19 protein-coding genes are annotated in these 23,233 nt (G+C 60.1%); 4 read left to right on the top strand and 15 right to left on the bottom strand.

The features are described from left to right. Positions 1-147: 147 nt before the first annotated feature. From AC1DZP_RS34200 to AC1DZP_RS34155, 10 genes are all read right to left on the bottom strand, one after another. On the bottom strand, positions 148-1,188 hold the full coding sequence (locus AC1DZP_RS34200) for a histone deacetylase family protein (RefSeq protein WP_477308553.1): 1,041 nt from the start codon (positions 1,186-1,188) through the stop codon (positions 148-150). A 12-nt stretch (positions 1,189-1,200) separates the two neighbouring features. After that, positions 1,201-2,649, bottom strand: coding sequence for an aminotransferase (locus AC1DZP_RS34195; RefSeq protein ID WP_477308551.1), 1,449 nt, complete (start codon positions 2,647-2,649; stop codon positions 1,201-1,203). A gap of 194 nt (positions 2,650-2,843) precedes the next feature. Next, positions 2,844-3,812, bottom strand: coding sequence for an arginase family protein (locus tag AC1DZP_RS34190; protein ID WP_477308549.1), 969 nt, complete (start codon positions 3,810-3,812; stop codon positions 2,844-2,846). Positions 3,813-3,893: 81 nt separating this feature from the next. Then, positions 3,894-5,123 carry a hydantoinase/carbamoylase family amidase gene (locus AC1DZP_RS34185; RefSeq protein WP_477308547.1) on the bottom strand — a complete coding sequence of 410 codons (1,230 nt, stop codon included), beginning with the start codon at positions 5,121-5,123 and terminating at the stop codon, positions 3,894-3,896. Between the two features lie 60 nt (positions 5,124-5,183). Beyond that, positions 5,184-5,936: an SDR family NAD(P)-dependent oxidoreductase gene (locus tag AC1DZP_RS34180; RefSeq protein ID WP_477308545.1), complete on the bottom strand. Its 753-nt coding sequence runs from the start codon at positions 5,934-5,936 to the stop codon at positions 5,184-5,186. A gap of 20 nt (positions 5,937-5,956) precedes the next feature. Beyond that, positions 5,957-7,279, bottom strand: coding sequence for an aspartate aminotransferase family protein (locus tag AC1DZP_RS34175; RefSeq protein WP_477308543.1), 1,323 nt, complete (start codon positions 7,277-7,279; stop codon positions 5,957-5,959). A 13-nt stretch (positions 7,280-7,292) separates the two neighbouring features. After that, the gene (locus AC1DZP_RS34170) at positions 7,293-8,354 is read right to left on the bottom strand and encodes a phosphotransferase (RefSeq protein ID WP_477308541.1); all 1,062 of its coding nucleotides are present in this window, start codon (positions 8,352-8,354) and stop codon (positions 7,293-7,295) included. Between the two features lie 23 nt (positions 8,355-8,377). After that, positions 8,378-9,679 carry an aspartate aminotransferase family protein gene (locus tag AC1DZP_RS34165; protein WP_477308539.1) on the bottom strand — a complete coding sequence of 434 codons (1,302 nt, stop codon included), beginning with the start codon at positions 9,677-9,679 and terminating at the stop codon, positions 8,378-8,380. Between the two features lie 36 nt (positions 9,680-9,715). Continuing rightward, positions 9,716-10,267 carry a carboxymuconolactone decarboxylase family protein gene (locus AC1DZP_RS34160; protein WP_477308537.1) on the bottom strand — a complete coding sequence of 184 codons (552 nt, stop codon included), beginning with the start codon at positions 10,265-10,267 and terminating at the stop codon, positions 9,716-9,718. After that, positions 10,264-10,698 (bottom strand): hypothetical protein, encoded by a 435-nt coding sequence (locus tag AC1DZP_RS34155; protein ID WP_477308535.1) that lies wholly within the window; start codon positions 10,696-10,698, stop codon positions 10,264-10,266. The genes AC1DZP_RS34160 and AC1DZP_RS34155 overlap by 4 nt, the downstream gene beginning before the upstream one ends. 939 nt (positions 10,699-11,637) lie before the next feature. Between AC1DZP_RS34155 and AC1DZP_RS34150 the strand changes: the two genes are divergently transcribed. The 4 genes from AC1DZP_RS34150 (at position 11,638) to AC1DZP_RS34135 (ending at position 17,780) form a co-directional block, all read left to right on the top strand. Further along, entirely contained in the window at positions 11,638-13,677 is a 2,040-nt protein-coding gene (locus AC1DZP_RS34150; RefSeq protein ID WP_477308533.1) for a 3-hydroxyacyl-CoA dehydrogenase NAD-binding domain-containing protein, read from the top strand. Between the two features lie 106 nt (positions 13,678-13,783). Then, complete coding sequence (locus AC1DZP_RS34145) at positions 13,784-14,980, top strand: acyl-CoA dehydrogenase family protein (protein WP_477308531.1); 1,197 nt, start codon at positions 13,784-13,786, stop codon at positions 14,978-14,980. A gap of 1 nt (position 14,981) precedes the next feature. Continuing rightward, positions 14,982-16,091, top strand: coding sequence for an acyl-CoA dehydrogenase family protein (locus AC1DZP_RS34140; RefSeq protein ID WP_477308529.1), 1,110 nt, complete (start codon positions 14,982-14,984; stop codon positions 16,089-16,091). A gap of 456 nt (positions 16,092-16,547) precedes the next feature. Then, positions 16,548-17,780, top strand: a complete 1,233-nt coding sequence (locus AC1DZP_RS34135; protein WP_477308527.1) for a multidrug effflux MFS transporter — start codon at positions 16,548-16,550, stop codon at positions 17,778-17,780. Between the two features lie 137 nt (positions 17,781-17,917). Here AC1DZP_RS34135 and AC1DZP_RS34130 read toward each other — a convergent pair whose 3' ends face one another. From AC1DZP_RS34130 to AC1DZP_RS34110, 5 genes are all read right to left on the bottom strand, one after another. Then, positions 17,918-19,798: an ABC transporter ATP-binding protein gene (locus tag AC1DZP_RS34130; RefSeq protein ID WP_477308525.1), complete on the bottom strand. Its 1,881-nt coding sequence runs from the start codon at positions 19,796-19,798 to the stop codon at positions 17,918-17,920. Between the two features lie 13 nt (positions 19,799-19,811). Continuing rightward, positions 19,812-20,516, bottom strand: coding sequence for an ABC transporter permease (locus AC1DZP_RS34125; protein ID WP_477308523.1), 705 nt, complete (start codon positions 20,514-20,516; stop codon positions 19,812-19,814). A 170-nt stretch (positions 20,517-20,686) separates the two neighbouring features. After that, positions 20,687-21,724 carry an ABC transporter permease gene (locus AC1DZP_RS34120; protein WP_477308521.1) on the bottom strand — a complete coding sequence of 346 codons (1,038 nt, stop codon included), beginning with the start codon at positions 21,722-21,724 and terminating at the stop codon, positions 20,687-20,689. 104 nt (positions 21,725-21,828) lie between these two features. Then, positions 21,829-21,987: a hypothetical protein gene (locus AC1DZP_RS34115; protein ID WP_477308519.1), complete on the bottom strand. Its 159-nt coding sequence runs from the start codon at positions 21,985-21,987 to the stop codon at positions 21,829-21,831. 245 nt (positions 21,988-22,232) lie between these two features. Further along, positions 22,233-23,233 (bottom strand): AMP-binding protein (locus tag AC1DZP_RS34110; RefSeq protein WP_477308517.1); only part of this gene is annotated, 1,001 nt, incomplete at its 5' end.

The raw sequence follows: 23,233 nt of genomic DNA, 5'->3' as shown, positions 1-23,233 counted from the left end.
TTTGACTGGCGAGGATGGGGAGCTTCCCCTTCGCCGAGGGCCCTCCCCCTTTGTCGGGAAAGACTAGGATCAAGCCTTACCCGCCGCCACGTCGGATAGTCGATGCGTGCTTCGGTTTGCTCGAAGTTGACGATTTCGTTGCCACCCTCAGGGTGCCGCGCCGACAAACCCCTCAAGGAAATGCGCGACATTCGTGCCCAGCACAGCTAGGTTGTACCCACCCTCCATCGCCATCACCGTTGGCAGGCGGATCGCCCCGATCATCTCGCCCGCCCGAATGTAGTCCTCGCTTTCAAGCCGAAAACGGCAGACTGGATTGGGTTCGTCCTTGTAAGTGTCGACACCCAGCGCGATGACGATAGCCTCAGCCCCAAAGTCGTCGATGGCTTTGATCGCCTTTCTCAGCGCGCCGCTCCATTCCACGAATGCGACCCCCAGCGGCAAGGGAAGGTTGATATTGAACCCTTCGCCACTGCCTTGGCCCCGCTCGGAGGTGTATCCGGTGTAAAAGGGGTAGGCTGCCTGCGGGTCGGCATGAATGCTGCACGTCAGCACCTGGTCGGATCCGTAGAATATCTCCTGGGTCCCGTTCCCGTGATGATAGTCGAGATCCAGGATGGCGACCTTGCAAGAGGTCCGKCTAGCAAGTTCGGCAGCCGCGATCCCAGAGTTGTTGAGGTAGCAGGATCCGGCCATGATATCCGGTCCCGCGTGATGTCCAGGCGGACGGCAGAGCGCAAACGCCGCCCTATCGCCTGATGCCACCAGGCCCGCAGCCGTGGCAGCACAGTAGGCGGAGGAGAGAATTGCATCCCAACTGCCTTCGACCAGACAGACGCCTGGATCGCGCGAGTAGAAGTCAACCATGTTCCCGATCCCGAGGCCGGCCTGCATCCCCGCCGCCCGCATGCGCCAGAAGTTCGGGAGGATTGGACCGCTATGACCTTCCCCTGTCCAGAGCCTCCAGGCGGAGGACAGAAAGTCGACATAGTCGGGCTTGTGAACAGCGAGGATCGAAGCCAGCCCGCAGTCAAGCGGCGGAGACGCCTCGCCGAGGCCCCGCCTAGTCGCCTCGCGCAGGATGACCTCAGCCCGCTCCGGCACTTCGGAAACTGGAAGGAGCACGGCACCTGCGGGCTCGACTCGATCCGTGTGGCCGAGATGTTTGTCCGAGTAGACGATCTTCATTATTGCAGGTCTTCAGAGAGTAGCGTCGGCGACCAGGACGAGCTTGCCCGCGCGCACAAGCTCATCTTGGCAGAGCAGGATCGCTTCGCGCAGCAAACGCGCAAACTCGTCTATTTCCTGTCTGGTGAGGACGAGCGGCGGGGAAAGGATGATCATACTGCCAAGCGGTCGAACGATGAGGCCAAGTTGGCCGGCATGGCGGGCGACCAGGTCGCCGATCGACACGGCAGACTCAAACGACTCCTTGGTGCCCTTATCCTTCACAGCTTCGATGCCGATCATGAAATGGCTGCCGCGAACCTCACCCACGATCGCGAGGTCGCCGAGTTCCTTCATCCGCCTTTCGAAGTATGCTCCCTCTTCGCGAACGTGCGAGCAGATGTCTTCGCTTTCCATCAGCGCGATGTTTGCGAGGCCGGCGGCACAGGCAGCCGGATGTGCGGAATAGGTGTAGCCATTGCTCAACGGGAAGGGATAATTCGCGGCCACAAGCGTCTGGTGGATCGCATCGGAATAGACAAAGCCGCCAAGCGGCTGATATCCGGAGGTCACGCCCTTGGCGAAGACGATCATGTCGGGTTCTGTGCCAAAGACTTCCTTAGACGCGAAGAAGTGCCCCAGTCTACCGAAGGCAGTCACGACCTCGTCCGCCACATAGAGGATGTCGAACTCGCGGCAGAGTTCCCAAGTTCTGCGATTATACCCCTCTGGCGGCACGATGACACCGCCCGAGCCGAGTATCGGCTCGGCAAAGAAGGCCGCGACGTTGTCCGCCCCCAACTCCAGGATCTTTGCCCGCAGTTCATCGATCAGGAAGTTGCAGAACTCCGCCTCGCTTGTTCCCTCAGGTCGACGGTAGGTATTGGGGCACGACACCTGCTTTATGTCGTCCATCACGAAGCGAAGGTGTGGACTGCGTTCCTGCGGATTGCCGCTCATAGAAGCCGTCATTATGGTGCTGCCGTGATAGCCCTTCAAACGCGTGATGATAAAACGCTTCTGAGCCTTGCCCCGCATGCTCTGGTAGAACTGGATCAAGCGAAGCGCGGAATCGTTCGCGGTGGAGCCTCCGCAGGTGAAGAAGACGTGGTTCAGGTCGCCCGGCGCGAGGGAAGCGATCTTTTCCGCCAGCCTCACCCCGGGAGCATGCGACAACCCGTCCGCAGGGTTGTAGTAAGGCATGGCGCGGAGTTGGGCGGCGACGGCGTCGCAGATCTCGTCGCGGCCGTAGCCCATGTTAACGCACCATAGCCCGCCCATGCCGTCTAGATACCGCCGGCCGCTGGAATCGTAGACCTGAGCGCCATCACCACCTGTGATCAGCAGCGCTTCGGCGTTGGCTGCCGAACGGAAGACCGGCCAGGCATGCGTCAGATGCTCGTGGTCGGCCTGAAGGAGTTGTTCGGACACCTCGGTGGTAAGTTCAAACCTGTTGTGCGATCGGGTTGCGGCTTCGGTCATTTGGTCTCCGTTTTACTCATGCGCGGTCGCTGATTTGAATGTGGGGAGATTCCGCGGATCTATCGCTTGAAGGGACCGTCAAGCTGAGCCCGCCGACAGAGCGATGACCGTGCGGATGGGTCTGAACAATAGCCATCGGAAATGCCCCGAGCTTTGTTTGGATACGATCAGGGCTTTCGTGGGCCTGCCGCCGATTAGCCATGACGGCTGCGGAGCACCTCGCCGATTGCGGTTGCGGCGAGGCGCGCCGCCAACGGCGCCGCCGTGCCTGTAATATCGCGATGCTCGACATACTCGACCATTGCGAAACTTGCGATCCTGGCTTTGTGAGCAACGCCACGCAGTATCTTCGATACGTGCCAGTAGAGCAGTCCACCCGGCGTGGGTACCCAGACGGCAGGCATGATCGACGGGTCGAGGCTATCGAGGTCGAAATTGATGTGGACGTTCGCGCCTTCCGGAATCGCATCGATGATCGGACCGATACCATTGTCGAAGACATCCTCCCCGGTGAAAAAACGCACGCCCCAGGACTTGGCGTCGGCGATCTCCTGCGGACCGGCCGAGCTCGGTCCACGCATCCCGACCTGGATAATGTTCTTTACGAAAGGCAGTTCGGAGGCGCGCCGCATTCCGCTCGAAAGCCCCCAACGCTCGCCCTCGACCTCGTCGCGCCAATCCATATGACCGTCGAGCTGCAGGACGGTGACCTCGCCCAGTCCACTCAGCCCTTGAACGACCGGGAGGGGAATGGAGTCCTCGCCACCGAGCACGACGGGAACAGCGCCGCGGGCCACGATCGCCTCGGTCGTGCTTTTGATAAGCTTGCGATTCGCTTCGGCCGTCTCGAACTTCACAGCGAGATCGCCGATGTCGACGACGCGGTCACGACGACCGCTAAACACCGGCGAACCGACATCCCAATCGACTTTGTCATGGGCGTTGGCCCACTTTGCTGTCGCGCGCCTGATCGCAGACGGTCCGGGAAGGTTTGCTCGCCCATAGTCCGGCGTGTGGAGATAGGGGGTCGCGCACGGAACACCCATAATGATCACGTCAGCGTCGACGCTCGCGAGATCCGTGCAGGCCGGCACGCCCATGAAGGTGCGGAATTCGTCGTTCGATGAGACGGGAATATTGTTCGCTGCGGCAGACTTCGTCACGATCGTGTCCTTTCAGATTTCTGGCTATTTCATCGCTAATCGATGTACGGTCCGCCACTGTGCGCGGAGAAGGTTTCGGCGTTAGAGGCGGTTGGCCCTCGCAATCGTCGCGTTGAGAAGGACGCCCGCTCCCGCGGTCGCATGATCGGGTTCGCACCATTCAGCTTCGCTATGCGATATGCCGTCCCGGCAAGGTACGAAGATGATGCCCGTGGGGCATATGAAATTCATGTTGAGCGCGTCGTGGCCAGTCAAAGTCGGCATGCGGGCGTGGCTCAACCCCAGCGTGGATGCCTCGTGTTCGACCAGTCGCATGATCTCCTCCGAAAAATCGAGCCTACCTCTTCCGGCGGCGATCCCATCCACGACCTCCAACCCGGTGTTGTTGGCGATCTGCCTTGCCGCCGCGGAGATCTGTGCCAGCATGTCGTCGCGGCCGGCGGCGGTGGCGTGGACGAGCGCGAAATTGATCCGAGCCCAATGGGGAAGATTGATTCGGTTGTTGGGCAGGTTCTCGATGACGGTGACGCTCACCATGCCATCAGGTTCGGCTGCCGCTCCGATGGCCTCTATGTCGAGGATGATCCGCGCCGCGCCGATCAGCGCGTTTCGCCGCTTCGACATTGGCTCGGTCTGCGAATGACCGTTTGCCCCATGAAACTCGATCGCGCCGCCRCCCCACCAGGAGCTGTTTGTCACCACGCCGATAGTGGTGCCACCTGCCTCCAGCCTCGGCCCTTGTTCGATGTGGAGTTCGAGGTAGCTGTCTATGCTACGCCCGCCTACCGGCAGATCTCCCGCATACCCGATGCGCGACAGCTCCTGCGCCACCGTCAAGCCGTCGCGGTCGGCAAATGAAAGTGCGGTATCCAGCGCCAGTTGGCCTGCGAAGACCGACGAGCCCATTAGACCCGGGAAGCGTGCGCCCTCCTCGTTGGTCCAGTTGACGATCTCGATCGACCGCTGCGTCGTGACACCGCAGCGGTCGAGGGAGCGCAGCACCTCGAGCCCTGCGAGCACGCCAAGCACGCCGTCGAATTTGCCACCGGGCATCTGCGTGTCGAGATGGCTTCCTACCAGAACGGGCGGGAGCGCCGGCTGTGCTCCCGCTCGCCGGACGAAAATGTTTCCGATGCGGTCGACCTGGACGCCGTAGCCCGCCTCACCGGCCCAATGAACGAACAGGTTGCGCGCCTCCCGATCCGCATCCGTCAAGGTCGGACGATAGCTGCCGCCATTGCGGGTCGCCCCTATGGCCCCCATCGTCATCAGATCTGACCAGATGCGCGCGCCGTCGATGTCGATTTTCATGGATTTCAGCTCCGTACCGAACCGACACTTCCAAGCCCCAGGACGGGCGGAAGAGTCAGCTCAACCTCTCTTGGATTCCTGGATGATGTTGCCACCATCGACGACGATGACCTGCCCGGTCAGGTAGGAGGCTTCGTCCATAGCCAGATAGAGCGCCAGCGAAGCCACTTCGTCGGGCGTACCTGGCCGGCCAACAGGGGTGTTCGCCCCGCCCGTGAGCAGGTTCTGCGAAGGTTTGCCATTCGCGATCCAGCCCGGCGCGATCGCGTTGGCCGTGATGCCGTGTGGACCGAGCTCGAGCGCCTGCGAGCGGGTGAGACCAGTCATGGCGGCTTTGGCGGAGGCGTAGGCTCCGCCAAACTCGAACACGACGAGAGGACCCGAGACGGACGAGATGTTGATGATGCGGCCATGGCGCTGGTCCTTCATCGCGGGAATGGCAGCCCGCGACGCGAAAAAACACGTATCCAGGCTGAGGCTCATCGCCGAGCGCCACTCGGTGTCGCTGATTTCCTCGACCCGCGACCATGATTTCGGGATCCCGGTCTGCACCATGCCGGCGTTGTTGACGAGGATATCCAAGCGCCCGAACTTGCCTGTCACATTCGCTACCAGTTCGTTGGCCTGCCCGGGATCCGACAGGTCCGCTTTCCAGGCGGCGGTCGCGCTCGAAATTTTTCCGAGTTCGCGCGCGCGATCGAAAATGCGATCGGATGTCGCGCTGATGGCCACACTGGCTCCCGCCGAAACAAGCGCCCTGGCAATCGCGAACCCTATCCCGTCGGGATTGCCCGCACCGGTAACCAGCGCCACGCGCCCTTGAACACCTGGCATCATGCCCCCCGATCAGTAGCGCTGGTTGACGGCGCAACCTGGCTCATGGCTTGCATGCTTGCCCGAAGTTCCGTCAGCAGCATGTCGGCATTGGCCAGCGAAAACGGGAGCGGCGGCCTTATGCGCACGACGTGCTGGTGCCGCCCGACGGTGCCGACGAGAATCTTGCGCCGGCGTAATTCGTTGACAAGCCGTCCAGCACGGACGCCCGCCTCCACAGCGTCGGCAGCCTGCATCTCCACGCCGATGAACATGCCTGAGCCGCGGACATCCGCGATCTCATCGGTTGACGTGCAAAGGGATTGTAGTTCGGAGAGCAAGTAGGAGCCGACCTCGGCTGCGTTGGCAATCAGCTCGTCTTCCTCGATCACCTTGAGAACCGCAACACCCACGGCGGCGGAGACATTGTTCCCACCGAACGTGTTGAAGTAGCCGCTCGCATTTCGAAAGGTGGCGAGGTATTGCGGTCGGGCGGCAACGGCGGCTATTGGGTGACCATTGCCCATTGGTTTGCCCATTGTCACCAGGTCCGGCACCACGCCGTGTCTCTGGAACCCCCACATGCCTTGCCCGGTCCTTCCAAATCCCGCTTGCACTTCATCCGCGATATAGAGCCCGCCTGCGTCGCGAACGGCATCGACCGCAGCGGCGAGAAATCCGGGCGGATCGGCGAAGACGCCGTCGCTGGAGAAGATGGTGTCCACCAGCAGCGCCGCCGGCCGCACACCATCCTTCTTCATCGCCGCTAATGCTGTCGCGACCCCCGCCGTGAACGATGATGATACCTGCAGTCCGTTGTTGCGAGATGGCGGCGGCACAACATAGACGTCGGTGCCAAGACCCTCGGAGCTTCGCAATGCGGGAGACAGGCCCGCTATCGCCGCCGTGACGCCGTGATAGGCGTTTTCCGTCACGATGAACCCGCTTCCGCCGGTCACGATTTTCGAAATGCGGTAGGCGAGATCGTTGGCTTCGCTGCCGGTACATGTAAAGACGGCCTGCCCGATCTCGACCGGCATCGTCGAAAGCAAGATGTCGGCAAGGTCGACGATCTTGGGATGAAGGTATCGCGTGTGCGTATTGAGGAGCGACGCCTCCCGTGCAAGCGCCTCGACCACTTTTGGATGGCAATGTCCGACGACCGGAACGTTGTTGTAGGCGTCGAGATACCGCTCGCCGCCGGTGTCGTATATCCAAACCCCTTCCGCGCGTGCGACGGTAATCGGCTCTTCGTAGAAGAGCCTGTAGGTGGGACCCATAAGCCGTTGGCGGCGGCCGAGAAGATCTTCGTCTTGTCGCTGATCTTGTGAACGAGTTTGCATGGCTGTTTCCTGCTCAGGAGAGGATCGCGCTCGTAAGCGATTCGCGTGACTCGATCAGTTCTTCGATCCACCCCGTTCGAAGCTCGAACTGGGGTTTGTGGTCTGCGAAGTGCGGGTTGTCCGGCTCTTGAAGGCGATGCCAAGCGGGAATGAGCATCACCATGGCCAGCCGTATACCGATCAGAAGCGGCAACGCTGCGGCTTCCTCCCGATCGAGCTCACGAACCCTGCGATATGCGGTGATAAACTCAAAGATCGAATCGCCAAGTGGCGACTGGGCATCCAGCACGCCGGTCAGGCTGATGGCCGCATCGGCAATCGTGATGGATTCGCAGACATCGCCGAAGTCGATAACGCCGCGCACGATGCTGGCGTCATGGTCATCGGTGAGAATGTTGCCGGGATGCAAGTCGTGGTGGATGACCTGTCGCGGCAATTGCGCGAACATGGCGACTGCGGCAGCATCGAAGTCGTCGAGCAGTCGCTTTAATATCGACCTCGGTCGAGCATCGGGAACGACCGCCTCCAGCAGGGCACGCAGACGGCGCGTCTGACGAAAATCCCAGATGAGGTCTCTGCCTGCGGCACCGGGATGACTGAACCCGGCGAAGGCCTCGGCCATTCTCGCGCATAGCGTGCCGCAGGCACGGCGCTGGGCGTGGCTGTAGGACGCCGCACGCAGGATCTTGCCTGGTACGAAGGTGAGCAGCCTTCCTGACCTTGGAGGCGACTTGCCCGCGGCAACCTCGATGGTATGTGCTCCGTTGGAGGCAGGCCATATCGCCGGAAATTCAAGGCCGGTCCGTTTGGTCTCCTCAAGCCATAGCAGACTCTTGACCTGCAGATCGGTGACAGCCTGCGGCTCCTCTAGATGTGCCACTTTGAAGACCCACCGATTTCCGTCCCCCCCGTCGATCCTGAAATTGGCGTCTCGTTCGCCAGTGAGCCGGGTGACCAACGCAGTGAGCCCGTATTCTCGCTTCAGCAACAAGGCGACGTCGTCCAGCGAGAGACCGCCGCCTTTCGCGGGTTTGTCGTCGACCCTGCTTTGGCGGGGCGGGGTCACGCGCCACATGTCAGCGTCCGACCCCCGGGTCTTCATCGCCGCGCCAATGCAGCGGCGATTGACTGATCGAGGATGGCGACGGCCCGATCCATGTCTTCGTCGGTGTGGGCGAGAGAGAAGTAGAACTTGCCATGCGTAACGACGCCCCTCGAAATCATTTCCACGATGATCTTTTTGAGCAGAGCTGCATCACCCGTCTGGAAGGACCTGTAGTCCGTAACTTGCTTGTCGGTGATAGAGATCATTGCCTGTGGTCCGGTACCGATTACCTGGGCTGAGAGCCCATTCTTCGCGAAAGCGGCTGTCGCTCCCTTCCGGAACCGCTCGCCAATCTCGTGGAGGCGCTCGTAAACCCCCGGCTGTCGAAGCACTTTGAGCGTCGCGAGTCCGGCCGCCGAAGCGAGCGGGTTCCCGCTCATTGTGCTGCTGATATAGGCGTAGCTGGGCCGCGGCGCCTTTCGGGGATTGGTAAGGTCCATGATGTCGGCGCGGCCCACCACTGCGGACAGCGGAAGCCCGCCGCCGACGATCTTGCCGTAGGTCGCGAGATCGGGGATGACGCCATATCGTTCCTGTGCTCCTCCGTAGGCGAGCCGGAAGCCGGTCACCACCTCGTCGAAGATCAGCACCACGCCGTTTTTGGTTGCCGCCTCGCGCAGGCCCTCCAGGAAGCCTGGTGCCGGTTCGATGCAACGGTGCTGCGCTTCCACGATGACGGCTGCGAGTTCGCCCTTATTCTCCTCGATCAACCTGACGGTCGCGGCCAAGTCGTTGAAAGGTGCGATGAGGACTTCGCTTCTCACGGCCGAAGGGATGCCGGCGCTGTCGGGAATGGGATAGGGATAGGCGGCGTCGACGGGGGGAGCGACGCTCATCAACGCGTAGTCATTGACGCCGATGAAGCCGCCCTCGAACTTAAGAATCTTCTCGCGCCCGGTAAAGGCGCGCGCAAGCCGCATCGCAAAGAAGGTGGCGTCCGATCCGGACAAACCGAACTTGAGCTGCTCGGCGCAGGGAATGGCGTCCACCATCGCCTCCGCGAGCCGGATACCGCGCTCGTTCAGAATGTAGAAGTTTGACGGACATGTCGCCGCCTCCATCAACGCTTCGATAACCTCCTGACGGGCATGGCCAAGCACCATCGGCCCGGACCCATTCAGACAATCGATATACTCGCGGCCATCGACGTCATAGACTTTTGACCCCTGCCCGCGAGCGATGACTAGATCGACCTCCTCGGCCACGTATGCGGAATTGAAGGTGCCTCCCGGCATCGTCCTGCGAGCGATGGTGAGAAGCTCTGCGTTCCTGGAATTCGGAAGATGCGTGTTCACGGTCTCTAACCTCAAATCGAAAGGAGTGGGTGATGTCTAGTTGATTGGATATTTTTCCAGCCATGGCAGGTAGTCGGGCTGGATATCGATCTCGATAACCTCAATGAGATGAGCCAAGCCGACATACATGCCCACCAGGCTCGCGAATTCGACCATATAGGCATCTGAGAAACGAGCTCGGACGGCGGCGTAGCAATCGTCGTCAGCCTTCCTGTTCCGAACGATCTGGCGGACTAGCTGCAGCGCGTCGGATTCGAGTTGCGAAAGTTCGTCCGCGCGCTCGCCCTTGGCCTCGCGCTTGACGGCCTCGATCTCCTCAGGGGTAAGGGTCTGGTTCTGAATGCTGGACCGGACATGGGCAGTCCATTCGAATTTCGAGCCCAATAGATGTGCGACGTGCAGGATGACCAGTTCCTGCATCCTTTTGTCGATCTGCGACGCACAATTGATCCAGTACCCGAAAGCTGCCACGCGCGCCGCCAGTTCAGGCGAATGGACCAACGTTTTGTAGAGATTTCCGCGCCGCCAGACGAGTTCCCTGTCTTCAGGCGGCAGATCCTCGTGGCTGCGAAGCGGAACCCGGCTCATGAATATCTCCGATTTTCAGAACAGCCCTGCGCCCCTGCCTCGCCTGCGAATTCTCTGCCCGCCAACGACTTCTTTAAGCTCGCTCGCGTCAAATCACTGCTGCAGCCGGGCCGGAACCGGTGTCGATAAGCGGTGTTGCCGAGCAAGTCCTGGTGTTTACCAACTGACCTGGCATGCCCTTTTCCACCCCATCTGCCATCGACTTTCGACCGTCGCGAAATTCCCTCCAGGAAGCATGTAGTATGCCCCTCCGGCGCTGGCTGGGTCGTGCCCGTATAGACATCCCGGGACAGGTTGCCGTTGTCGACCGGCGCACGAATCTGCTCAGGACCCCCCGGATGGTTGCTGACGCTGACGCGGATGCCTGTCTTCTGAAGCGGCATGAATGATGCCGCCGCTTCGTCCTTCTTCGCCTCGCCGTCAAAGTACATGATCGTTGAAGTCTCTCCTGCTACCAAAGTCGCGACCGTTGCGGTAAGGGCGAGTGCCAGTCCAAACCTCATATCGAACGTCGCCCTTGCCCATCTGTAGGGAACCGGGATGTCAGTTGGACGCGCTGGGATGCCCGGATCAGCGCTACGATTTGAATTAGGCTAGCTGCAAGGGCTACCTGGCTCTACTTGCGAAAGCCGATTCTTGCTTCGATCAACGCGATGCCCGACGATCGAGAAGCAGTAAGCCGTTGCCGACCGTATTGTCGTGCGCTAGAGCCGGCTACGTGGCGCCTTCACGAGATTTCCCGGTTCCTGAGCGGAACTCTGCGCCGCATGGTTAGGGTTTTCGCCTGTTCCGAGGCCTTGGGCTGTTCGTAGCGGGCGCTAGCGTATCTTGCCTTGTTGGTTGCGTCGGCATTCTAAAGTCCCCAATTCGCATCTCAGTGGTCGGCCGCAGCCTCTCGGTCGATCGGCGATCACCTCGCCACTGGCGCGCACAACTCGGAAGCAGCTACGTCGGTGGAGTTCCAGCGCCGCCTGGTGTGAGCTGAGAAGGCGCAGTTGGTGCGGCGGCTTTGACGCGAGGAAACTTGCCGGTAGCAGTGCCCTAAGTGCCGCAAAGGTTACGCGAGCAGGTAACGTTAGTACGCCATCGGCGGAGAGGTGCGCTGGGGCGCAGTTTTAGATCGATCCGGCCTGCGGCCGGGGTGTCGACCGGATGTCGATGTCGCCACGCTATGCCGGGAAACATACCCAGYAAACGGAACGTCATCGGCGATCGCGACGACGGCTGTTCACGAAGGAAATGGGCGTCGCGTTCAACGCCGGAAGGTCAAAGCTGCAAAAGGCGAAGCGCGTATCGGTCCTTTCCTATGCCATAGCTCTTCGGTCCGCTGTACGTGTGACGAAGGACGCAAGGCGAACGGGAGAAGCACGTTGATAGAGGTCGTTCGGCACGACGATGTCATAGAGATAGGTTTGGCTAACCCGCCCGTGAACGCGTTGTCCCGTCCATTGCGCTCGGCTCTGGCGACAGCGCTCGACGACGCCATCGCCTCTCCGTTTGTGAGGGCCGTGGTTATACGCGGTCAAGGCAAGTTCTTCTGTGGCGGAGCAGACATCAACGAACTCGAGCAGCGCAACGATCCCTGGTTGGCTGACCTCATCAACAGGATCGAAGCGGCAAGCAAGCCCGTCGTCGCCGCGATTCATGGTGCGGCGCTGGGCGGCGGTCTCGAATTGGCAATGGGCTGCCACTTTCGCCTGGCAACACCGTCAGCCAAGCTGGGCCTCCCGGAAGTCAAGCTCGGCATTCTTCCCGGGGCCGGTGGCACTCAACGTCTGCCGCGCCTCACTGGCGTCGAGACCGCGCTTGATATGATCGTTTGGGGCGAACCGATCTCGGCCGCAGTGGCGCTGGAACGCGGATTGATCGATGGTATCGTAAGCGAAGACGTCATGGTCGCTCAGGCCATCACCTATGCCCGATCGGCACAAAGTGTCCGGCGCACCAGCAAGATGACCGTCGTTGCGACCGAGGGAGCCGTTGACCGTTTCAAGTCCAACAACGCACGCAGGCTGCGAGGCTTGGATGCTCCCAACGCCTGCGTTGAAGCGGTAGCGGCGGCCGCTGAGTTTTCCTTTGACGCAGGCCTGCGTCGAGAGCATGAGCTGTTCACCGGACTTGTAAAAGGCGAGCAGTCCTCGGCCCTGCGTCATCTTTTCTTCGCTGAGCGCGCCGCCGGCAAGGTAGAGGGTTTCGGCAAGCATAGCGCCGGCCGTCCGATCCGCAAGGTAGGAGTCATCGGCGGCGGCACGATGGGTACTGGCATCTCCATCAATTTTCTGTCTCGTAACATTCCGGTGACGATCGTCGAAATGAATGCGGAAGGTGCCGCGCGTGCCCGCAACGCCATTGCATCCAACTACGAAGCGGCAGCCGCGAAAGGACGCTTGTCGACCGACCAGGCCGAAAAAGCGGTCAGCCTTTTCGACGTGACGCTCGACTTCTTAGCGCTCGCAGACTGCGATCTTGTCATCGAGGCGGTCTACGAAGACATGACGCTGAAGAAGGACGTCTTCCGGCGACTCGGCGGCGTCGCCAAGCAGAACGCGATCCTCGCCACAAACACTTCCTATCTAGACGTCAACGAAATCGCCGCTGTTACGCGCCGGCCGAACGACGTCGTCGGCCTTCACTTCTTCTCGCCTGCGAACATCATGAAGCTCGTCGAAGTGGTGCAAGGAGCGGCAACGGGCTCTGACGTGCTCACGACCGGGATAGAGATATGCCGGAAGGTAGGCAAGGTTCCGGTCGTGACCGGCGTTTGCGACGGTTTCATTGGGAACCGGATGTTGAGACCGCGTCAGGCAAACGCTGCAGCGCTGCTTTTGGAAGGAGCGACGCCTGAACAAGTCGACCGAGTACATACCGACTTCGGCATGCCGATGGGACCGTTCCAAATGGCCGACCTGGCCGGTCTCGATGTCGGATGGCATCGCGACCCAAAGCGTGTCGATAACATTAAGGAAGCGCTTTGCGCCGTGGGTCGGCTAGGACAAAAGACGAAGGCGGGCTTTTATGATTATGGCGATGATCGCAAAGCTCGTCCCTCTCAAGTCGTAGACTTGATCATCGACGAGTTCAGGGAAAAGGCCGGTCTTCGTCCGTGCCAGGTCACCCATGAAGAGATCGTCGTTCGGACCCTCTATACGATGGTGAATGAAGGGGCGAAAATACTTGAGGAAGGCATCGCGAGCCGCGCCTCCGACGTGGACGTGGTATGGGTGTATGGATACGGCTGGCCGCGTCACAGAGGCGGGCCGATGTTCTGGGCTGAACGTGTCGGCTTGCAGGCGATCGTTGACGCATTGACGAAATATCAGGGCAAACTCGGCCCCGACTTTACCCTTTCTCCGCTCCTGAAGAAATGCGCCGCCGAAGGGCGAATGCTGAATGATAGCGCGCGCACTTAATACCCGAACCCTGACGGCGGGTTCAGCACTTCCCGGCATCGATGCGGGTTAAAGGCTGATTGTCTGCCATTTGTTTTCCTGCTGAGCTCTTGCGGAAGGTTAAACCATGGATCTGAGTTTTTCGCCGGAAGATGAACATTTCCGGCAGGAGGTGCGGCAGTTCCTAAGTGAAAAGTTGCCGACGCGCATCGCCGAGATAGTGCGCACCCACAAGCGGCTTACAAAGGCTGACCAGGAAGAATGGCACGCCATCCTGAACGAGCGCGGCTGGATGGCCGGCCACTGGCCCAAGCTCTACGGCGGCCAGGATTGGTCAATGATACAGAGCCAGATCTTCGACACGGAAAGAGCGCTGGCGCACGCACCGTGGATCGTTCCTTTTGGCGTCGCCATGCTGGGCCCGATGCTAATTGCCTTTGGATCGGAAGAGCAGAAGCGACATTTTCTGCCGCGCATCCTGGATGGCTCGGACTGGTGGTGCCAAGGCTATTCGGAGCCCGGCGCGGGCTCCGACCTTGCCAGCCTTCGCACAAAAGCGGTGCGCGAGGGTGACCACTATGTAGTCAACGGCCAGAAGACCTGGACGACGCTTGGCCAACACGCAAACATGATATTCTGCCTCGTACGCACCTCCAGCCAAGGTAAGAAGCAGGAAGGAATTTCTTTTCTGCTGATCGACATGGACACACAGGGCGTCGAGATTCGCCCCATCATTCTTCTCGACGGCGAACATGAGGTGAATGAGGTGTTCTTCACGGACGTGAAGGTGCCTGTCGCCAACCTTGTAGGCGAGGAAAACAAAGGTTGGACCTATGCCAAATATCTGCTGAATCATGAGCGTACGTCGATCGCCGGAATAGGCACGATGATGGCCTCGTTCGAGCATCTGCGGTTCATTGCCGAGAACCAGAGCAAGGGCGGTCGCCCTCTAATCGAAGATGCCTATTTCGCAGCGCGTCTGGCGCGCGTCGAGATCGAACTCGAGAACATGAAGACAAGCAACATGCGGGTGCTTGCTGCAGTCAGCCAAGGCGCGACGCCCACCGCCGAAAACTCGATGCTCAAGATCAGAAGCACGGAACTGCGGCAGGAAATCGCCAGCCTCGCTCGTCGCGCCCTTGGTCCCTACGCGTCGCCGTTCCTCCCGGAGGCACTGAACAAAGACTGGAACGGCGAGTTGCCCGGGCCGGATTATGCTGGCCCCGTCAGCATCGAGTACTTCAACAGTCGCAAGCTCTCGATATTTGGCGGCTCGAACGAGATCCAGCGAGAGATAATTAGCAAGGCATTTCTGGGGGGCTGATATGGATTTCAACCATTCCGAGGACCGACAGTTGCTCGCCAATACAATCGAGCGCTACCTGCGACAGAATTATCAGATGGAAACCCGCCGAACCATAGCGGATTCCATCGAAGGGTGGTCGGCCCAGCAGTGGCGCGCCCTTTGTGACCTGGGCCTGGTTGCCGCCCTGTTCGACGAGGAACACGGCGGGCTTGGCGGAACCGGATTCGATTTGGCGGTAATCTTCGAGCAAGTGGGCAAGTCGCTAGTCGTGGAGCCTTTCCTGGGAACTCTGATGGCGGGCTATGTCCTTTTGAAGTCGGATTCCGAGAACGATCTGATGGCGGCCGTCATTGCCGGAAACAAGGTATTGGCCTGGGCTTATGAAGAGCCGCTGAGCCGATATGACCTGACTGAGGTCGCGACGAAAGCCGATATGAGTGCCGACGGCTGGCGGCTGAGGGGGAAAAAATCGGTCGTTGCGCAATTGAAAGCGGCGGACTACGCGGTCGTTTCCGCACGTGTTTCTGCTTCTCCTGGTGACGAAACCAGCGTCGGACTGTTCCTTGTCGATCTGTGCGCGCATGGGGTCGCCGTGCAAGATTATCCGGTCATCGATGGCGGCCGCGCAGGTGAACTGATCTTGACCGAGACGCCGGCCAGGCTGATCGTCGAAGACGGCCATGCAGTCGCCGAAGAAGCTGTCGCTGCCGCCATCGTCGCCCTGTCATGGGAAGCCGTCGGTGTGATGGGCCGGCTCATGACCGAGACGATCGGCTATTTGCAAACGCGAAAACAATTCGGCGTGCCGCTCGGCACTTTCCAGGTTTTGCGGCACAGGGTCGCGACGATGGCATTGGAGATCGAACAGGCGCGCTCCTCCGCCATAAATGCGGCCGCTTCGCTGAACAAGCCTCGTCGGGAGCGGGAGCGGATGATCTCTGCCGCCAAGTACACGATCGGTCGTGTAGGAACCATCGTCGCGGAGGAGGCGATACAGATGCATGGCGGCATCGGCATGACCCGCGAGCTGGCCGTCTCTCACTACGCCAAGCGACTTACAATGATTGACCACCAGTTCGGCGACGGGGACTTCCATCTTGAACGGTTTATCAAGCTCAGTTCGAACTGAGGGACGCGAGCCCCTTGGCCGACTACCAACTGCATCTCCACAGTCTAGGAGAGCTGTCCGTGCGCGACGCCGTTATCCGCGCGGACTCTAGTCGGGCAAGGCTATCGCGTCGCCTTCATTGCCGCGCCGCCGCTCGCGCCGTTCGAGCAGCCGCGCAGAGCGCTGGTATAAAGCCGGCCAAAGTTGACGCGCGAACGATGTGCGGCGGCGGTGGTACGGGCGGTGCCGGATTGTTCAAGTTCTTTGGAGGGCTAAAGGTGGCCACGTATAGGCCGCCAGCAAGTTCGACCGCGCCACTGGGGTTCACTTTGCGCATGAATGGTTTAGTTCCCCAGCCAACATCTTCCCAGAGGTGGCCCTCATCATTCGAGTTAGTCGCGGCACAGCCAACATTGACCTGCGAAACCTCCACTCATTCAACGATCGTGGTCAATTCCGATGGGAATTTGTGACGTCATGACACCGACCGCCAAGGCGCTTGATCCCCCGACCTCCAGACTTCCCACGGCACTGCTTTTTGCGGTTGCCGCGGTCGGCGCCCTCGGCATCAACATGTATGTCCCGTCTATGCCACGAATCTCGCGGGACTTCGGCGTTAGTTTCGCTGCCGCCCAGCTGACCTTTTCGGTGTTCTTAGGCACGTTGGCTGTCGGACAACTGTTCGCAGGCCACTTGTCCGATAAGTTGGGTCGAAGGCCAGTCCTCTTGGTCGGGCTCTGCGTCTTCACGTTCGGGTCGGGCATCTGCACGATGGCACAGAATTTCGACTTTCTTATCTTGGGTCGTGTCGTGCAGGCCATCGGGGGCTCGGTGGTGGTTCCGATCTGTCGAGCCGCCGTGAGAGATGTGCACCAGCCTAATGAGGCTGCGAGCATATACGCCTATGTCACCATGGGCATGTCCGTCGCCTCGATGCTCGGCCCGCTGATAGGAGGACTGCTCGATACCTATGGATGGCGCGCATCATTCCTCTTCATGACCACCTGCGCGGCGCTGACTCTATCATGCTGTTACACCGGGTTCCATGAAACCAGGCGCAGCGAGAACTCAACGGGTTCCGCTCCAACGCTGCTCTTGGGGTACTTCAACTTCGTTCGGTCCCGACTGTTCTGGGGATACGCGATGGTGGTCGCCTTCGTTTCCTCAAGCTTCTACTGCCTGATCGCCGGCGCTCCATACGTGATGATCCAGTTGATGGGGCGGAGTCCCGCAGAATACGGCTTGTACTCGGCAGCGATGCCGTGCGGTTACGTCCTCGGCAGCTTCGCCACCGGCCGCCTGGTGACGAGAACCGGGCCGAACCGGATGATCTTCATAGGCACATTTCTGGCGTTGGCCAGCATGGGAGCTATGGCATTGGCGTTCGCCTCCGGAATGTTTGATCCCCTCTCGCTTTGCGTTCCCATGTTCTTTATCGGGGCGGCCAACGGCCTCGTCTTGCCGAACGGTGCCGCGGGAGCCGTTAGCGTGAAACCGGAGCTCGCGGGTGCCGCCGCGGGCCTGTCTGGCAGCCTGCAGATCGGATTCACTGCCGTGACCGCATCTGTCGTCGGCGCGATGCTGACGACGACCGTTTGGCCCCTGATCGTGATAATAACCGTTTGCCTGCTCTGCGCGCTCGCGTCGTTCTGGTTCCTCAGCAGCACGCGTCGATTCGCCTTGCCTCGATGCTCTGAGCCGGCGGCGTGAACACCCCGGATCGAGCCGGCTGCGGTCCTATACCAGTGCGAGTGCTGTTCGTCTCCCACTGACATATTTGCCTGTCGAGCCTGCGACCGGATCGGTCAGTCATCGCGGCAAATGGCGAACATGAAATTTAGCCAGGGTCAGTGAGGCGTCTCGGTTTCATCGGCATGYGGTGACCCGGGAACGTTTGATATCTGAGGCGTACGCGCGTGCTCTGCTTGCGCGGCGCGGCTCGAGCCCCCCTGCAGCGAGGGGATCGCCGCGAGAAGCTCGCGGGTGTACTCCTGCTCGGGATTATCGAAGAGTTGCGTAGCGGACTTCTGTTCTACGATAACTCCGCTCTTCATCACGATGACGTTCTCGGCCAATGTCCGCACGACAGCGAGATCATGGCTGACGAAAATGATCGCGACCCCCGTCTCGCCCGACAGTTCTGCAATCAGTTGAAGCACAGCCGCCTGGACGGAGACGTCCAAGGCTGAGGTAACCTCGTCGCACAGTAGCAGTTTCGGTTTCGCAAGAAATGCCCTGGCGATGGCGACCCGCTGCCTCTGGCCACCTGAGAGATCCCGGGGCAAACGATCGAGGAGATGCGTTGGAAGCCGCACCTTCTCAAGCATATCGCCTATGGCAGCCTCATGCTTGCCCCGTTCTAGGTCAGGGCGAAACAAAGTCAGCGAGCGCCTTAGCAGCGATCGGATGGAGTGGTGCGGATTGAGCGACGCATCGGGGTTCTGAAAAACCAGCTGGATGTCCGCACATATGGACCGCGGTCGCGATCGCGCAAACTTGTCGAGCGGCTTGCCCTCAAACTGGATCTCGCCCGTCGTAGGCGCACGCAATCCCGCAATCATCATCAGCACCGAGGACTTGCCGCTCCCGCTTTCGCCGACGATCCCGATCCTCGCACCCCGCGACACCGTTAGCTCTACTCCTGAAACCGATGCGAACGGCACGCCCGGATATCTCAAGCCGAGGTCTTTGACACTTAGCAGCGTATCGGTCTGCACCGTGGTCGCTGCATTCAGGAAGGTCGGCACGGGAATCACTTCCTGAAGTTCTGCCGCGCGGACGCAACGCACCAGTTCGATGCCCAGATTGGCGAGCGGAACACTTCCGCTCCTGCACCTATCGTCACTATAGATACAGCGTGGTTCGAAGGCACATTTGCCGAGGATCACGCCCTGCGGAGGCGCGCCCGGAATGCCGGGAAGCAGTCTGGGATCGTCGATCCTAGGACTCAGGCCGAGCAGATGCTTGGTATATGGATGCAGCGGCTTGTCGATGATGACCTTTGTCGGACCTTGCTCGACGATTTGCCCTGCGTACATGACCATCAAACTGTCAGCCAGATTGCTCAGGAGAGCGAGGTCATGGCTCACGTACAAAATCGCGACGCCTGTCTGCGCGACCTGTCGAATAAGCTCCGAGATCTGCGCCTGGGTCGTCACGTCCAGGCCGGTCGTCGGCTCGTCCAGAATGAGTACTTCCGGCCCGCAGGATAGCGCGATAGCGAGCGCGATGCGCTGCTGTTGGCCGCCACTGAACTGGAACGGGTACCGTCGCAGTGCTCTTTCCGGCTCAGGCAGATTCACCGACTTAAGCAACTCCACCATGCGGGCCTGCAGGCTTTTGCCCGTTAGTCCCAAATGCTTGGTCAGAGGTTGCGACAATTGCCGACCGATGGTCAGGGCAGGGTTCAGTGCCAACGCTGCGGACTGCGAGACATAACAGATTTTGCGCCCCCATGGGTTCTCGCGCGTGATCGCCTTGGGATCGAGCAGATCGATTTCGCCCAGAAGCGATTGTCCGCCGACCGTTTCACCGCTGCGCTTGTAACCGATGGCCGCTACCCCGGCGGTCGACTTCCCGCACCCAGACTCCCCTATGAGACCAGTGATGGTTCCTGGATGCAGATCAAAACTGACCCCCCAAATCGTGTATGGCTTATCCTCTCGTCCCGGGTATCGAACCGTCAGGTCCCTGACGGTGAGCGCCGCGCTTGTGGGTTCAATGTTCATTTGCACCGCCAATCTACCGGATCTGTCCAGACTGCAGCCGGGACAAGGCGTCGCCGATCAGGCATAGTCCGATCGACAGCGAGGCCAAAGCTGCAGCAGGTGCCAACACGACCAACGGTGCTGTTTGCAGGAAGGCCCTTCCTTCCTGGATCATGAGACCCCAATCTGGATGCGGCGGCTGCGCACCCAATCCGAGAAAGCTGAGGGTGGACAGGCCGAGGATCGCCCAGGTTACCCGCAGTGTGAAGTYGGCCAGGATGGTCTCCACGATATTGGGGAAGATTTCGCGGATTGCGATCGTCACGACATTCTCGCCGCGAGCTTCCGCCGCAGATATATAGTCAAGGCCCATTTGGCCTAGTACCGCGCCGCGGACGACGCGCGCTGCGCCGGGAAAGCTCGCTATGGCGATGGCGAAGACCAGAACCGGCGTCGATGGTCCGAATGTCGCGACCATCAACAGCGTTACGAAGATCCCCGGAAGCGTCTGCAAGATTTCGACGGCACGCCCGAAAAGCAGATCGGCGATGCCACCCTTGTAGGTCGATATGATGGCTAGGAGCGCAGCAGCTACATATGCAAATGTGACCGACAGGAGGGGTATGATGATGATGTTCTTCCCACCCAGGAGAAGCCTACTCAAGACGTCGCGTCCCAGATGATCCGCGCCAAGCAGGTTTTGCGCGGTGGGGCCAGAATTGGGCGCCGCGACGTTCATCGTGGTGGGCCCGTATTGAGCGACGAACGGCCCAACCAGGATCACCAGCAGGACCGCGCAGACCAGCGCCAGACCAAGCTTCGCCTCCAAGGTCCGCAGAAGCAACCTTAGGGGACTCGGAGCGATTGGGGCGCTATCATTGGTTGTCAATATCACGGTGCTCGTCCCTGCTAGACGTATCGGAGGCGTGGGTTCAACCAGAATGTCGCGATGTCGACCAGTATGTTGATCGATATAATCATGACCGCGAACACGAGAATGATACCCTGGCTGACAAGAACGTCGCCGCTAGCCAGCGTCTGAATAAGCAGGGAGCCAATCCCGGGAAATCCGAACACGACCTCGACCGTCAGCAGACCGGACACCGCGTATGTCATTGCCAAGCCAATTGCGCTTACAACCGGGACGGCGGAGTTGCGGAACGCATGGTCCCAGACCACGGTGCGCCGATCCAGGCCGCGCAGCCGAGCGGCGTCCACGTACGGCGCCGACAGGGCTTCCACCGTTGTCGCGCGTGTGAGCCTTGCCACGTGCGGCATCACCAGCAGAGCGACGGTGACCGCTGGCAGGATCAGCGTTAGCACACGGTCCCATAGCCCGCCGAACGAGAAAGCAAAGCCCGACTGCGTGGGGAACCACTTCAGCCAGATGACGAAGACCAGATACAAGAGCATGGCGACGAGGAACTCAGGCACGGCGGCGATGCCAAGATTGGCCCCGGTGAACCCCAAATCGAACTTGGAGCCGAAGCGTCTGGCCTGCATAACTCCGATAAAGACGCCGAGCGCGACGCCAAGCGTTCCGCCGATTGCGGCCAGAAGCACCGTTCGTCCAAGTCGAGTCTGGATTTCTTTCGAGACGGGCCGCCCGGTCAGAAGCGATTCACCGAAGTTGCCTGTGACAGCCTTCGACGCCCAAATCGCGTAACGCTGGATCAGCGGCGCGTCGAGCYGGTTTTTCGCGATGAACGCGTCAAGCTGTTCTTGGGAGACGTCGCGCCCAAGAACACTTCTGGCAACGTCTTCCGGGGTCTTGAAGCTCATCACCACGAAGACCAAAAAGGAGATGATCGCAAGCGTTGCAAAATTCGCCAAAATTCGAACGACTATGCGCCGGCCGAGGCGGCTGCCCGCAGCTTGGCTCTTTTCAGGAGCCGGAGAGCCAGCAGAGCGTGTTGCTATTTCTGAAGTCGTCTCGGCATTTGCCATCAAACTCGCTCCAGCGATGATCCTGACTCTATTTGGAGTGTCTTCCGATAGCCAATTCAACCATGCCATAGTTTTGATTCTGAGGCAGCCGAGAGATGTCGCGGCTAGAGTGGCTGTTTCGACATCACCGCGAGCGAAGCCAGTTCACCGACGACGAACATATTTCCTTGGACCGATCGGCAAGCATCATAGTAGCCGAACACCGCGATCACCGCCCCGGAATTGTCAGCATGTCTGCGATAGAGATCGCGTTTGGCATTCACTCTGCGTCCCCTTCGTCTTTTCTTATGTAAACCAGTCTGATTGCCTGCGGGCATTCGTAAATCATAAAACGAGCATCGGAAAAGGTGGACCAGCGAAGGCCCGGATCGACCACGGCATTGGCCTCAGGGGCTGAGGCTCCTCGGCAGCATGTCACTTGCCTATGATGATAGGCGTCGCCCGATGGTGGTCGTTCCTCGAGTGGCAGCTGGTCTATCGGTGCGGCTGCGCTCCAGCAGGCGAGGAATTACGATGTCACTTGATAGCCGGAAAATCGCTCGCGCAGCTCGCGCTTAAGAACCTTGCCATAGGCACTCTTCGGCAGGGAATCGACGAAAACGACGGCTTTCGGCTTCTTGAACGAGGCGATATGCTGACGTGTGAATTCGATCAATTCCTCGCCCGTGACGTTCGAACCCTCTCGTCGCACGGCCACGGCCAGGACGGCCTCGCCCCACTTTTCGTCCGGCACGCCTATTACGGTAACTTCGGCTATCCCCGGGTGCGTGAAGAGCACCTCTTCTATCTCTCGGGGATAGATGTTGGAACCACCGCTGATAATCATGTCCTTGACCCGGTCGGTCAGGAATAGATAACCGCCTTCATCGACGTAGCCAACGTCCCCGGTTCTGAGCCAGCTCCCATACATCGTGGCCTTGGTCCCTTCCGGATTGTTCCAATAGCCCCGCATCACGAGGTCGCTGCGTACACAGATTTCGCCGGCAACGCCAGGCGGCTGAGGTCGGCCTTCCTCATTCATGATGCGCAACATCACTCCGACAGGTTCGCGGCCGACCGATGAGAGCCGGGCGATGCGCACCGGATCGTCACCGACTATGTGATCCTCCTTGCTCAGAACCGCGCAGCTCGCCGCAGCTTCGCCTTGCCCGAAACCTTGGACAAAAATAGGACCGAACTTTTCCATAGCCTCGTCAAGTACGGCTTTGTGCATGGGCGCGCCGCCGTAGATGACCGTGCGCAGACTTGACACGTCGTATTTCGACTCCGCACCGCTGCGGGCCAGCAGCTGCACCATCGTCGGAGCCATCATCGTGGCCGTGACACGAAACCGCTCGATCGCCTCGAACACCCTCTCCGGATCGAACGACTTGGAGAGTGGGAATGCCTGCCCGCCGCCTCGCGCCAGATAGACGAGGCCAATGCTCGTGGTGCCATGTGAGATGGGCGCAAGATGTAGCATCACGTCGGTTTCGTTGGCGTCCCCGAAGCCGCTGGTCAGAAAGGACT

The sequence above is a fragment of the Mesorhizobium sp. P2_F8 genome, from assembly GCF_056403655.1.
The sequence above is the reverse complement of the archived record's forward strand: the minus strand, read 5'-3'. Positions and strand labels throughout refer to the sequence as shown.

Coding starts and splice junctions, on each gene's coding strand:
- AC1DZP_RS34140 (WP_477308529.1), top strand. CDS start 14,982: ATGGATTTCAACCATTCCGAGGACCGACAGTTGCTCGCCAATACAATC.
- AC1DZP_RS34170 (WP_477308541.1), bottom strand. CDS start 8,354: ATGTGGCGCGTGACCCCGCCCCGCCAAAGCAGGGTCGACGACAAACCC.
- AC1DZP_RS34155 (WP_477308535.1), bottom strand. CDS start 10,698: ATGTACTTTGACGGCGAGGCGAAGAAGGACGAAGCGGCGGCATCATTC.
- AC1DZP_RS34195 (WP_477308551.1), bottom strand. CDS start 2,649: ATGACCGAAGCCGCAACCCGATCGCACAACAGGTTTGAACTTACCACC.
- AC1DZP_RS34160 (WP_477308537.1), bottom strand. CDS start 10,267: ATGAGCCGGGTTCCGCTTCGCAGCCACGAGGATCTGCCGCCTGAAGAC.
- AC1DZP_RS34135 (WP_477308527.1), top strand. CDS start 16,548: ATGACACCGACCGCCAAGGCGCTTGATCCCCCGACCTCCAGACTTCCC.
- AC1DZP_RS34145 (WP_477308531.1), top strand. CDS start 13,784: ATGGATCTGAGTTTTTCGCCGGAAGATGAACATTTCCGGCAGGAGGTG.
- AC1DZP_RS34175 (WP_477308543.1), bottom strand. CDS start 7,279: ATGCAAACTCGTTCACAAGATCAGCGACAAGACGAAGATCTTCTCGGC.